We start from the raw sequence: 12,665 nt of genomic DNA, 5'->3' as shown, positions 1-12,665 counted from the left end.
TGGCAAGATCCAAGAGTGAGTTCTGCCAACAACATCGTTCCCCTCCGTCGCCGCACGGGGACCCGTGTCGTGGTGATGATGGTCGTGGGCGTCGTTGCCGCCGGAATCGCCGTGGCATCCGGACTCGGCATCGAAGCAGCGGTCATCGGCTGGGGATGCGCGGCGCTGCTCTATTCGGTCTGGGTGTGGGCGCGGACGCATCGGTTCGACGCGGCACAGACGGAAGCGCATGCGACGCGCGAAGACCCGTCGCGGCCGATTGCCGAGCTGCTGATCCTGCTTGCCAGCCTCGCCAGCATCGGCGCTGTCGTCGTCGTTCTGGTGGGGTCGGGCAACCAATCGGGATTCGCCCGGTTCGGTAGTGGTGCGCTCGGAGTGGCCAGCCTGACGATCTCCTGGGTTCTGGTGCACACCCTCTACACGCTGCGGTATGCCTCGATCTACTACCGGGGAACCGACGGCGGCATCGACTTCAACCAGGACGCGAAGCCCAGATACAGCGATTTCGCGTACGTCGCATTCACGATCGGAATGACCTACCAGGTGTCAGACACGACGTTCCAGTCGAGCGAATTCCGCTCGGCAGCTCTGCGCCACGCGCTGCTCTCGTACCTTTTCGGCGCCGTCATACTCGCCTCGGCAATCAACCTCGTTGCGGGGTTGGCGCACTGAGGTTGATCGCTGGTTGCCGGTCGCGCTGTCAGGCTTGTGCTCTTTGCAGAACCAGCTCGCGAACGCGTGCCGCGTCAGCCTGGCCCTTCATCGCCTTCATGACGGCACCGATAACGGCCCCGGCGGCCTGGACTTTGCCGTCGCGGATCTTCGCGAGAACGTCAGGCTGAGAGGCGAGCGCCTCGTCGATCGCGGCGATCAGGGCACCGTCGTCTGAGACGACAGCGAGCCCACGACCGGCGACGACCTCGTCGGGTGTGCCTTCTCCCTCGATCACACCTTCGAGCACCTGGCGCGCAAGCCTGTCGGTCAGCTTTCCCGACTCCACGAGGGCGATCAGCTCAGAGACGTGAAGCGGAGACACGAGACTCGACGCATCGACACCGCGTTGGTTCGCGACACGGGCGATCTCGCCGGTCCACCACTTACGTGCAGCCTGGGCCGACGCGCCAGCCGCCGTCGTCTCGACGATCTCGGTGAGAAGCCCGGAGTTCACGACATCCTGGAACTCGAGGTCGGTGAATCCCCAGTCGGCATTCAACCGGCGACGGCGCATGACGGGAGCCTCGGGAAGCGCCGCGCGGAGTTCGGCAATCAGTTCGGCAGAGGGTGCAACGGGCAGCAGGTCGGGCTCCGGGAAGTACCGATAGTCGTCGGCGTCGCTCTTGGGACGGCCGGCCGAGGTCTGGCCGGTGTCTTCGTGCCAGTGCCTGGTCTCCTGGATGATCGTTCCGCCCTTGGCCAGAATGGCCGCCTGCCGCTGGATCTCGTAGCGGATGGCCCGCTCCACCGAACGCAGCGAGTTGACGTTCTTCGTCTCGGTACGCGTGCCCAGCTTCGCCGGCGGCTCGCCGGGAGCGGTGCGGGGCCGCAGCGAGATGTTCGCGTCGCAGCGCAGGTTGCCTCGCTCCATCTTCGCGTCAGAGATTCCGAGCGAGACGACGATGTCGCGGATCGTCGAGACGTAGGCCTTGGCGAGCTCTGGCGCGTCGCCTTCTGCGCCGTAGATGATGTCGGTGACGATCTCCACCAGTGGCACGCCTGCGCGGTTGTAGTCGACGAGCGAATACTCCGCGCCCTGGATACGGCCGGTCGCGCCGCCGACGTGGGTCAGCTTTCCCGCATCTTCTTCCATGTGAGCGCGCTCGATCGGCACGGTGAAGATACGGCCGTCTGCGAGCTCGACTTCGACAGAGCCACCCACAGCGATGGGCTCGTCGAACTGTGAGATCTGGTAGTTCTTCGCCAGGTCGGGGTAGAAGTAGTTCTTCCGTGCGAAGCGCGAGACCGGTGCGATCGAGCATCCGAGGGCCAGCCCCAGGCTGATCGAGTACTTGACGGCCTGCTCGTTCACCACGGGCAGCGAGCCCGGCAGCCCCAGGTCGACCGGAGTGACGTTGGTGTTCGGCTCGCCGCCGAAGAAGTTCGGCGCGTCAGAGAACATCTTCGTCTTGGTGTTTAGCTCGACGTGCACCTCGAAGCCGAGTACCGGCTCGAAGAGTTCGATCGCTTTGTCGTAATCCATCAGTTCGGCCTTGGCCATCAGACTGCACCTTCTTCAGAGGCGAACATTTCGCCGGACTCGAGCGCGGGCGCCTGGCTGAGCAGGGTGTGGCCCCACTTCTCTTCGAGCAGGGCCTCGAGGGTTGCCCCGAGGCTGTAGAGCCGGGCATCCTGCCGCGCCGGCGCCATGAACTGGATGCCCACCGGCAGCCCGTCTTCGGGTGCAAGCCCCACGGGCAGGCTGATACCGGGCACGCCCGCGAGGTTGGCCGGAATGGTGGTGAGGTCGTTCAGGTACATCGCCAACGGGTCTTCGAGCTTCTCGCCGAGCTTGAAGGCGGTGGTCGGGGCGCTCGGGCTGACCAGCACGTCGACGTCGGCGAACACCCTGGCGAAGTCGCGCTGGATGAGCGTGCGAACCTTCTGCGCGCTGCCGTAGTAGGCGTCGTAGTAGCCGGCGCTGAGTGCGTAGGTGCCGAGAATGATGCGGCGCTTCACTTCGTCACCGAAGCCCGCCTCGCGAGTGGCCGACATCACGTCTTCAACCGTGCCGCCGCCGACCGGGTTCACCCGGAGGCCGAAGCGCACAGAGTCGAATTTCGCCAGGTTGCTCGACGCCTCGGCGGGAAGGATCAGGTAGTACGCCGAGATCGCGTATTCGAAGCTCGGGGTGCTCACCTCGACCACGTCGGCGCCGGCCTCGGTGAGGAGCGCGACCGCCTCCTCGAAGCGCTGGGTGACGCCGGACTGGAAGCCGTCGCCCTGGAGTTCCTTGACGATACCGACCTTGAGGCCTGCGAGGCTTCGGTTCTCGGCACCTGAGCGCGCTGCGGCGGCGAAACTCGGCCAGGTATCGGTGAGCGAGGTTGAGTCGCGGGGGTCATGGCCACCGATCACGTCGTGCAGCAGCGCGGCGTCGAGAACGGTGCGGCTCACGGGGCCCACCTGGTCGAGCGAGGAGGCCAGCGCGATGGCACCGTACCGGCTCACCCCGCCGTAGGTGGGCTTGACGCCCACGCTGCCGGTCAGGGCTGCGGGCTGGCGAATCGACCCGCCGGTGTCGCTTCCGAGCGCAAGGGGCGCTTCGAATGCGGCGACGGCAGCGGCCGATCCACCGCCGGAACCACCCGGAATGCGCTCGAGATCCCACGGGTTGTGAGTGGGCCCATAGGCAGAATGCTCGGTCGACGAGCCCATGGCGAACTCATCCATGTTCGTCTTGCCGAGAGGAACGAGGTCGGCATCGCGGAGTTTGCGCACGACCGTCGCGTCGTACGGCGGAACCCAGCCCTGCAGGATCTTCGATCCGGCGGTGGACGGCATGTCGATGGTGCAGAGCACATCTTTGATTGCGATGGGAACGCCGGCAAGCGGGCCGAGTTTCTCGCCTGAGGCCCTGCGCTTGTCGATCGCGTCGGCCGTGGCACGGGCTGCTTCTGATGCGACGTGCAGGAAGGCATGCACGTCGCGGTCGACAGCCGCGATGCGGTTGAGATGGGCATCCGTCGCTTCGAGGCTCGAAACCTCGCCGGAGGTGAGTTTCTCGGCGAGCGCGGAGGCGGTCAGGCGGGTCAGGTCGTGGCTCACTGCTCTTCTCCCAGAATGGCGGAGACGCGGAACCGGCTGCCGTCGTGGTCGGGTGCGCCCGAGAGCGCCTGTTCCTGCGTCAGCGTTACACCGACGACGTCGGGGCGGTACACGTTCTGGAGTGGAATGGGGTGGCTCGTCGCAGGCACGTCTGGCGTTGCCACTTCGATCACTTTGGCGACGTTGTCGACGATCGCCTTCAGTTCGCCGGTGAGCTTGGTGATCTCAGCGGGCGTGAGGCGGATGCGGGCGAGGCTGGCAAGGTGCGACACCTGGTCGGCTGTGATCTCACCGGGGCCGGCCGAATCGATCTGCACGGGCCTGCTGTTCGCGCTCGTGCTGATGGTGGCGGGCTGATCGGCGTCTGCTGATCCGGCCGGGGATGTTTCGGGGGGCATGCTACTCCGTAGGGCTTCTTGTCTCGCGCGCACTGTCACGGCGGTGAACCAGTCAAGTGTATTCGGTCGCCATGCCAGTGATCGGTGTGGCGAGCTGTCGCGACCGACGCGGTTCGGATCGTCGCGGTCAGGTTGTTGCGGCTTCGGCTCCGCTTTCAGAGGTCGCCACTGCGGGTGGTGGGCCCAGAGCTTCAGGACCCTCAGCGAGCAGCAGCGCGAACTGGGCCGCGTCGATGATTCGCACTCCGAGTGCTTCAGCTTTGGGCAGTTTCGACCCGGCTCCGGGACCTGCAGCGACGAAGTCGGTCTTCTTGCTTACCGACGACGCCGCCTTCCCTCCGGCAGCAATGATCGCCTCGACAGCACCTTCGCGGGTGAACCCCTCGAGAGAGCCGGTGGCCACCACGGTCAGCCCGGCCAGGGTTCCCCCGGCAACCGCTGCAGCTCCGGGGCCAGCGTGACCCGGAGTGGAGAACTGCACGCCGGCCGCTGCCCACGTGTCGATGATCTCGAGATGCCAGTCCACGGCGAACCAGTCGGCGAGCGCCTCGGCGATGATGCCACCGACGCCGTCGACCGATGCGAGTTCCTCGGCGGTCGCGGCCCTGATGGCTTCGAGTGAGCCGAAATAGTCCGCCAGCGCACGGGCGGCCACCGGGCCGACGTGGCGGATGCTCAGCGCGACCAGGATTCGCCACAGCGGGCTGGTTCTGGCCTTGCCGATGTTGTCGATCAACCTGATCGCATTGCTGGAGGGAACGAAGAACTCGTCTCCGGAGAATTCGCCCCCCGCAACGAATGGGCCGTCTTTCTTCTGCCGCCGACGCCGGAATGGAGCTTCGCGTTTGGGCAGATCGTCATCGCCGAGCTTCTCCAGCCCCGTCTCCGAGTCGCGAACAGTGGTCGTGATGGGGAAGATCTGCGCGAGCGTGAGGTCGAACAGCCCGGCCTCCGTGATGAGCGGCGGGGTCTTCGGTTCGACGGGTTGGGTGAGTGCCGCCGCGGCGACTTCACCGAGCACTTCGATGTCGAGCGCACCCCGCGAGCCGACGTGCTCGACCCGCCCGCGCACCTGGGCGGGGCAACTGCGCGCATTGGGGCAGCGCAGGTCGATGTCATTCTCTTTCGCGGGGGCGAGTCGTGTGCCGCACTCCGGGCAGAACTCCGGCATCACGAACTCGCGTTCAGTGCCGTCGCGCAGTTCGACCACCGGGCCGAGCACCTCGGGGATGACGTCGCCCGCCTTGCGGAGAATGACGGTATCTCCGATGAGTACACCCTTTGCTTTCACAACGTCCTGGTTGTGGAGTGTGGCCTGGCGCACCTCCGACCCGGCGACGCGGACCTTCTGCATCACCGCAAACGGGGTGGCCCTGCCCGTGCGCCCGACGCTCACGACGATGTCGAGGAGTTTCGTCTGCACCTGTTCAGGCGGGTACTTGTAGGCGATCGCCCAGCGCGGAGCGCGGCTCGTCGCTCCCAGCTCCTGGTGGAGGGCAAGCTCATCGACCTTGATCACGATGCCGTCGAGCTCATGCTCGACGCTGTAGCGATGCTCTCCGTAGTACTCGATGAAATCGGCGGCTTCTGCCGAACTCGGCTTCACCTCGAAGTGGGTACTCGTCGGCAGGCCCCAGCCCTTCAGAACGCCGTAGACCTCGGACTGCGTCTGCACCGGCGGGTTCGGCCAGGCCCCGATACCGTGCACCAGCATGCGGAGTCGTCCAAGACGGGCCTTCATCAGCGCGAGCTGTTCGGGATTCTTGTTCTCGGACTTCTGGCGAAGCGAACCACTCGCTGCATTTCGTGCGTTTGCAAAGACGCGCTCACCTGCAGAGACCTGGGCCGCATTGAGATCATCGAACGCTGCGGTCGGAAAGAAGACTTCGCCCCTCACCTCCATGACGGGCGGGAACTCCAGACCTTCGACCGGTGTCAGGCGTGCGGGGATCCCGGGAATCATCGCGACGTTCTCCGTGACGTCTTCACCGACGACGCCATCACCCCTGGTGGCGGCCGAGAGCAGTACTCCGTTCAGATACCGCAGGTTCAGCGCGAGCCCGTCGATCTTCAGCTCGCAGAGGAAGTGAACAGCACGACCGGAATCCCGCTCGACCTTGCCCGCCCATTCGGCGAACTCCTCGAGCGAGAAGACGTTGTCGAGGCTGAGCATGCGCTCAGCGTGCTGCACGGGAGCGAAGAGAGTGGTCTCAGCACGACCGCCCACGGTCTGGGTGGGGCTGTCCTGGCTCTGGAGTTCGGGGAAGAGCCGTTCGAGCTCGCCGAGATCCCGAAGCAGGGCGTCATACTCCTCATCGGAGACCAGCGACGAGTCGTTGTCGTAGTAGGCATCGCGCAGCTCCTGAACGCGCTGCGTCAGCGCTGCCGCTCGCTCTGCTGCTGCTTCGAGCGACAGATTCTCAAGCGGCGCGCCACTGGCTGGCGGAGCAGTGTGCGAGACCGCTTCGTGCGAACTGGCTTCTGGCGAGACGCCATTCGGCTCTTTCACGCCAGTGGGTTCGCTCGGTGAAGACGGGGAACTCGCGGTCATCGAGGTCTGCTTTCTCGGCTCTTCTACGCTGCTTCTGGCGCTGCTGCCGGGGCCGTGGCGAGAGGCACAGCGCTCACGGTGCGGTCGATGGTGGTCTGCCCCAAGACGCGTGTTCCGATGTAGACGACCGCCGTCTGCCCGGGCGAAACCCCGATGAGCGGGTTGTGCGGCCTGATCACGAGTTCGCTCGAGCCGGCATCGCCCACAGCGACGACCTGGGCAACTGCCGGCACGGGGTCAGCATGCGCACGGATCTGCACCTCGCACTCGAAAGGGAGCTCTGGATGCTCGGGGGCACGCCCCGCCCAGGTGAACCGTGAACCGGCGATCTCGGCGATGGCAAGTGCCTCTTTCGGGCCGACGACCACAGTGTTGCTCGCAGGCTTGACCTCGAGAACGAATCGCCGACGACCGTCTTCGGCCAGCCGGCCGAGGTGCAGGCCACGGCGCTGGCCCACAGTGAAACTGTGCGCACCCTCGTGGCTGCCCACCACGGTGCCGTCGCGCTCGACGATGTCACCCGTCGCCGTGCCGACCTTGTCGGCGAGCCACCCTTTGGTGTCTCCGTCGGAGATGAAGCAGATGTCATGGCTGTCTGGCTTGTTCGCGACACTGAACCCACGCTCGGCGGCCTCGGCCCTGACCAGCGCCTTCGACGGAGTCGCCCCGAGAGGGAACATGGAGTGTGCGAGCTGCTCTGCGGTGAGCACCCCGAGAACGTAACTCTGGTCTTTGGCCCACGCGCTCGCTCGGTGAAGCTCCCGGTTGCCGTCACCGTCGGTCACGATCGTCGCGTAGTGGCCCGTCGCCACCGCGTCGAACCCGAGGTCGAGCGCCTTCTCGAGCAACGCGGCGAACTTGATTCGCTCGTTGCAGCGCATGCAGGGATTGGGGGTTCTGCCTGCCGTGTACTCGGCGATGAAGTCGTCGACGACGTCGAGCTTGAATCTCTCAGAGAAATCCCAGACGTAGTACGGAATGCCGATGATGTTCGCGGCACGCTGGGCGTCTGATGAGTCTTCGATCGTGCAGCAGCCCCTGCTGCCTGTGCGAAGGGTGCCCGGCATTCGGCTGAGGGCCAGGTGAACCCCCACCACGTCGTGGCCGGCCTCGACCGCGCGCGCGGCGGCCACCGCGGAATCGACACCGCCGCTCATTGCTGCCAGAACTCTCATGTGCACAAGTCTAAGCCGACCCTCCGACTGTGTCCCCGGTCCAAGCATGCGGGCGCAGTGCTGTGCAGAACTCAGTTCGACACACCTGCGTGTGGAGGAGATGTTCACTCAGCAGTCAGTTTCGTGGGGGAAAGTAGTCGTGATGTCGTTTCTCTCCACCCCGACCCGCCCGGTACCCGTCAGCACACCTGAGGGGCACGCCGTCGTGCCACGCAGAGGCAGCTCCACGCTCGGCATCACCACGGTCATCCTCGCACTGCTGCTCGTCGGGCTGCTCCTCTTCCACACGGCCGTGCCCGACATCGCAGGCGTTGGCCTCGTGCTCGACACGGCGATCCCCTGGTTCGGGCTGCTGGTGCTCCCCCTCGGGGTACTCGCACTCATCAGCAGGCGGCGCCGGGCCTGGCTCGCCGTTCTGGCGCCGATCGCGGCCTGGGCTCTGCTGTTCGGCCCCTCGATCGTGCCGCTCTCCTGGGGTGCCGTACCACCGTCGACGGCAGAGGGCACGAGCCTCACCGTCGCCAGCCAGAACATCGAAGCGACCTCGGGCACCGGCGCCCAGTCGGCCACGGCGCTCGCCGCGACCGGGGCCGACGTCATCGCTCTCGAAGAGATGACCTCGACCGACTTCGACACCATCTCCGCGACCCTCGCATCGGCATATCCCTATTCGTACGGAGTCGGCACCGTCGGGCTGTGGAGCAAGTACCCCGTTCTCAACGCGCAACCCCTGAACCTCGGCCTGGGCTGGAACCGAGCCCTCGCCGCCGACCTGCAGACACCGCAGGGCCTTGTCAGTATCTACGTCATCCACGCTGCCTCGGCGAGGCCGGGAGACGTTTCTGCGCGAGACTCGATGCTGTCCGCGCTCGCCACAACCCTGCCGAGAGACGAGAACAACCGGGTGATCGCGGTGGGCGACTTCAACGCCGCCTCAACCGATCGGGCCATGGCGGGAATCGAATCACAGCTGACGGAGTCCAATCAGAGCGAAGGGATGTTCGGCAGCACGTGGCCCACCCCGCTCCCCCTGACCCGCCTCGACCACCTCCTGCAGCGAGGAATGACTGTCACGTCGAACACCACACTGAGAGCCGGCGACAGCGACCACCGCGCCATCCTGACGAGCATGAACCTCTGAGAATCACAACGTCCCGGTGCCACACCGCGAGGCTTCTGGCTTCCCGGCCAACCAATGAGTGAGCCGTTGAGCAGCCGAGAGCCTGAGAATCGGCACGTGTGGCCGCGGGGCGGCAGAGCCACAGGGCCCCTCCTTCCGCCGGTCGGGTCAACTATCCCTGAGCGATGAACATCAGCTCGCGGGCTCAGCCGACGGTGCGGTCAGCGAAACCGGCCTTCGACGCGCGGCTGACTGCACCCGGTAGCGCCGACACGAGCGCATCGACATCGGCCTGGGTGGTTCCGTGGCCGATTGTGAACCGCAACGCACCCCGCGCCTCCGCCTCCGGCACGCCCATCGCGGTGAGCACGTGCGAGACCTCCGGCACCCCTGCCTGGCAGGCAGAGCCCGTCGAAACCGAGAAACCGGCGACATCGAGCAGGAAGAGCAGCGAATCGCCCTCGCACCCGGCGAACGTGAAGTGAGCGTTGCCCGGAAGCCGGCCGGCAGGGTGCGGGTCGCCCCTCAGCACCGCCGAGGGCACAGACGACCGGATGCCCGACACCAGGCGATCGCGAAGGCCGGCCAGCGATTCAGCAAAATCCGGCAGCCCTGCCGTCGCCGACCGCGCAGCCGCAGCGAACGCCACGGCCCCTGCTGCGTCCTGCGTGCCGGATCGCCCGCGCTGCTGGTTTCCGCCGTGGATGAGGGGCACGACGTCGGCCGTGCGCGCCACGAGAAGTGCTCCGACCCCGACAGGCCCACCGATCTTGTGCGCAGAGACGCTGAGCGCCGCAACTCCGATGCCGTGGAAGTCGATCGGCAGGTAGCCGTAGGCCGAGACCGCGTCCACGTGCACAGGAACCCCGAACTCCGCCGCAACGGCCGCGAGTTCGGCGACCGGCTGGAGCGTGCCCACCTCGTTGTTTGCCCAGAGAAAGCTCACCAGCGCGACATCGGCGGCGCCCCGCGGCTCGCCGCCGAGAGAATCGACCGGACGCGACTCGCCCTCTTCGGGCTCACCGAGGGCGTTTCGCGTCAGGTCGACGTCTGCCACGCCCGCCGCCGCACCGGTGCCAGCGAGCGCGGCACGCAGGACGTCGGGGTGCAGTCGCCCGTACGAATCGACCGGAAGCCACTCGACGACGGCACCCTCGTGCCGCACGAGCCACTCGACGGCATCGTTCGTCGCATGGTGCTCTCCGCCAGGGACCAGGATGCGCGGCCGGGCGTGCTGCTCCTGCTGCCGATTCCAGTACAGGCCCTTGATCCCGAGGTTGATCGACTCCGTGCCCCCCGAGGTGAAGACGACCTCGACAGCGTCGGCTCCGAGGGAGGCCGCAACCACCTCACGCGACTCCTCGAGCAACTGCTTGGCCTGCTGCCCCTGCGAGTGGATCGACGAGGGGTTGCCGACCACGCTGAGTGCCCCGATGTAGGCCTGCAGGGCATCCGGAATCATCGGCGTGGTCGCCGCGTGATCGAGGTAGATCGCCATGTTCGCCCGAGACTCCCGTTTTTCTTGCTGTAACAACCATTCACTACTCTAAGACTCATGACACACGCCGATGCCCTCGCCAACCTCGGCATCAGACAGACCGCCAGCGGCGGCGAGATCCGGGTGTGGTCAGAGAACGCCAGCCAGATCGAGCTGTGCCTGTTCGACCACAAGGATTCGAAGTGGATCTTCAAGACCGTTGCGCTGACCCGCGACGCTAACAACGTCTGGTTCGGCAGGACAAAGTCACTCACCCCTGGCCGCAAGTACGCCCTGCGAGTCAACGGCCCCGACGGCCCGATGAACTCGTTCGACCCGAATGCGCTTCTGCTCGACCCGTATGCGCGAGGCCTGACCCGCACAGGCCCTGACATCTGGCGAAGTGTCGTCGTCGACAACGATTTCAACTGGAATGGCTCCGTCAAGCCGAACACCCCGCTCGACCACACGGTCATCTACGAGGGCCACGTGAAAGGGCTCAGCAGGCTCAACAACCGGATGCCCGAACACCTCCGCGGCACCTACGCCGGTCTCGCGCACGAAACGACCATCAGCTACCTCAAGAAACTCGGCGTCACGGCCGTGCAGTTGCTCCCGGTACACGCCTTCGTGTCGGAGCGTCGCCTCATGAAACAGGGGCTCAGCAACTACTGGGGCTACAACACCCTCAACTTCTTCAGCCCGCACTCGTTCTACGGCACGCGCGAGGCGCAGGCCAATGGCCCGAGCGCAGTGCTGCGCGAGTTCAAGGGCATGGTCAAGCTGCTGCACGAAGCGGGCCTCGAAGTCATTCTCGATGTGGTCTACAACCACACCGCAGAAGAAGGGCCGAACGGCCCGCGCACCAGCTTTCGAGGCATCGACAACGCGAACTACTACCGACAGACCAAATCGGGCAACTACATCGACGTCACCGGCTGCGGCAACAGCGTCAACACCTCGGTGCCCGCTGTCTCGCGGCTCGTTCTCGACTCGTTGAAGTACTGGGCGAACGACGTGCAGATCGACGGGTTCCGTTTCGACCTCGCAGCCACGCTCGGCCGCAACGCCGACGCGTACTTCGACCCGCAGCACCCTATTCTCGACGCGATCATCAGCGACCCGGAGCTGAAAGACGTCAAGATGATCGCCGAACCCTGGGACGTGGGCATGGGCGGCTGGCAGACGGGCAACTTCCCCGAGGGCTGGCAGGAGTGGAACGACCGCTACCGTGACCGCATGCGCAAGTTCTGGCTGCGCGACGTGCGATCGATGCGCGAACACGGCTCCCCCGGCGACGGCGTCGGGATGCTCGCCACACGCCTGGCGGGGTCGTCGAACACCTTCTCCCAGACTCGCGGCCCCCTCGCCTCCGTCAACTTCATCACGGCCCACGACGGTTTCACCCTCGCCGACCTCACGGCCTACGACGTGAAGCACAACGTCGGCAACGGCGAGTCGAACCGCGACGGCACCGACAACAACATGTCGTACAACCACGGCGTCGAAGGGCCGACGACGAACCGCGTCATCGAGGCAAGCCGGCGCCGCACCATCCGCAACATGATGGCGACGCTTCTCCTCTCGGCCGGCACACCGATGATCACCGCAGGTGACGAATTCGGCCGAAGCCAGAAGGGCAACAACAACGCCTACTGTCACGACAGTGAACTCACCTGGCTCAGCTGGGATCGCCGCAAGTGGCAGAACGGCCTCTGGCAGACCACGCAGCACCTGCTGAAACTCCGCCACGAGAACCCAGCCCTCCGTCCCTCGCATTTCGGCGTCTTCGGCGAGACCACGCCGAGCGCGAGCCAGATGGACTGGTACGACGCCGACGGCGATGAGATGAGCGTCTGGGACTGGAATTCAGCCGAGAACCGCACCCTGCAGTTCCTTGCAGCGTCGACACCCGAGCGCGAAGAGTTCAACCGCATCCTGCTGGTGATCCACGGCATCGAATCGCCCACCAGTGTGATCCTGCCGCGTCACGAGGGCGTGGCCGGTTATACCCTGCTCTGGGACAGCAACGACGACACTCCTCCGGGAGAGGATGCTCCCGCCATCGTCTTCGCCCCCGGCACCGAGCTCACCGTGTCGGCGAGCTCACTGCAGCTCTTCCGCGCAGACTGACCCCCACGCGCGCGCTGGAGCTTCAAGCGGGCATCCAGTGGATGCCCGC

The 12,665-nt window shown here is 65.8% G+C and carries 9 protein-coding genes; 3 read left to right on the top strand and 6 right to left on the bottom strand.

Annotated features, from left to right (window positions below; all coding sequences use genetic code 11):
• Nucleotides 1–15: 15 nt before the first annotated feature.
• Entirely contained in the window at nucleotides 16–672 is a 657-nt protein-coding gene (locus tag KPL76_RS08705; RefSeq protein ID WP_253201962.1) for a DUF1345 domain-containing protein, read from the top strand.
• 28 nt (nucleotides 673–700) lie between these two features.
• On the opposite strand, the gene gatB is transcribed toward KPL76_RS08705, so the two are convergent.
• The 5 genes from gatB to mnmA all read right to left on the bottom strand — a co-directional run bounded on the left by gatB (nucleotide 701) and on the right by mnmA (nucleotide 7,886).
• A complete protein-coding gene (gene gatB, locus KPL76_RS08700) occupies nucleotides 701–2,215 on the bottom strand; it encodes an Asp-tRNA(Asn)/Glu-tRNA(Gln) amidotransferase subunit GatB (RefSeq protein WP_216332373.1) in 1,515 nt (504 codons plus the stop codon).
• Nucleotides 2,215–3,762 (bottom strand): Asp-tRNA(Asn)/Glu-tRNA(Gln) amidotransferase subunit GatA, encoded by a 1,548-nt coding sequence (gene gatA / locus KPL76_RS08695; protein ID WP_216332371.1) that lies wholly within the window; start codon nucleotides 3,760–3,762, stop codon nucleotides 2,215–2,217. Before gatA ends, gatB begins: the two co-directional genes overlap by 1 nt.
• Complete coding sequence (gene gatC, locus KPL76_RS08690; RefSeq protein ID WP_253202229.1) at nucleotides 3,759–4,073, bottom strand: Asp-tRNA(Asn)/Glu-tRNA(Gln) amidotransferase subunit GatC; 315 nt, start codon at nucleotides 4,071–4,073, stop codon at nucleotides 3,759–3,761. Before gatC ends, gatA begins: the two co-directional genes overlap by 4 nt.
• Before the next feature lie 214 nt (nucleotides 4,074–4,287).
• Nucleotides 4,288–6,711, bottom strand: coding sequence for an NAD-dependent DNA ligase LigA (gene ligA, locus KPL76_RS08685; RefSeq protein WP_216332367.1), 2,424 nt, complete (start codon nucleotides 6,709–6,711; stop codon nucleotides 4,288–4,290).
• A 23-nt stretch (nucleotides 6,712–6,734) separates the two neighbouring features.
• A complete protein-coding gene (mnmA, locus tag KPL76_RS08680; RefSeq protein WP_216332364.1) occupies nucleotides 6,735–7,886 on the bottom strand; it encodes a tRNA 2-thiouridine(34) synthase MnmA in 1,152 nt (383 codons plus the stop codon).
• Nucleotides 7,887–8,028: 142 nt separating this feature from the next.
• Here mnmA and KPL76_RS08675 point away from each other — a divergent pair, with 142 nt between their 5' ends.
• Nucleotides 8,029–9,027 carry an endonuclease/exonuclease/phosphatase family protein gene (locus KPL76_RS08675; protein ID WP_216332362.1) on the top strand — a complete coding sequence of 333 codons (999 nt, stop codon included), beginning with the start codon at nucleotides 8,029–8,031 and terminating at the stop codon, nucleotides 9,025–9,027.
• Between the two features lie 184 nt (nucleotides 9,028–9,211).
• On the opposite strand, the gene KPL76_RS08670 is transcribed toward KPL76_RS08675, so the two are convergent.
• Nucleotides 9,212–10,504 (bottom strand): cysteine desulfurase family protein, encoded by a 1,293-nt coding sequence (locus KPL76_RS08670; RefSeq protein ID WP_216332359.1) that lies wholly within the window; start codon nucleotides 10,502–10,504, stop codon nucleotides 9,212–9,214.
• A gap of 57 nt (nucleotides 10,505–10,561) precedes the next feature.
• Between KPL76_RS08670 and glgX the strand changes: the two genes are divergently transcribed.
• Complete coding sequence (gene glgX / locus KPL76_RS08665) at nucleotides 10,562–12,616, top strand: glycogen debranching protein GlgX (RefSeq protein ID WP_216332358.1); 2,055 nt, start codon at nucleotides 10,562–10,564, stop codon at nucleotides 12,614–12,616.
• Nucleotides 12,617–12,665: the final 49 nt, after the last annotated feature.

This window comes from Subtercola sp. PAMC28395 (assembly GCF_018889995.1).
Classification (GTDB): Bacteria; Actinomycetota; Actinomycetes; order Actinomycetales; family Microbacteriaceae; genus Subtercola.
The sequence above is the reverse complement of the archived record's forward strand: the minus strand, read 5'-3'. Positions and strand labels throughout refer to the sequence as shown.

Bases quoted from the DNA above. Each gene is read 5' to 3' on its own strand.
- gatB (WP_216332373.1), bottom strand. From the start codon at position 2,215: ATGGCCAAGGCCGAACTGATGGATTACGACAAAGCGATCGAACTCTTC.
- ligA (WP_216332367.1), bottom strand. From the start codon at position 6,711: ATGACCGCGAGTTCCCCGTCTTCACCGAGCGAACCCACTGGCGTGAAA.
- mnmA (WP_216332364.1), bottom strand. From the start codon at position 7,886: ATGAGAGTTCTGGCAGCAATGAGCGGCGGTGTCGATTCCGCGGTGGCC.
- KPL76_RS08675 (WP_216332362.1), top strand. From the start codon at position 8,029: ATGTCGTTTCTCTCCACCCCGACCCGCCCGGTACCCGTCAGCACACCT.
- KPL76_RS08670 (WP_216332359.1), bottom strand. From the start codon at position 10,504: ATGGCGATCTACCTCGATCACGCGGCGACCACGCCGATGATTCCGGAT.
- glgX (WP_216332358.1), top strand. From the start codon at position 10,562: ATGACACACGCCGATGCCCTCGCCAACCTCGGCATCAGACAGACCGCC.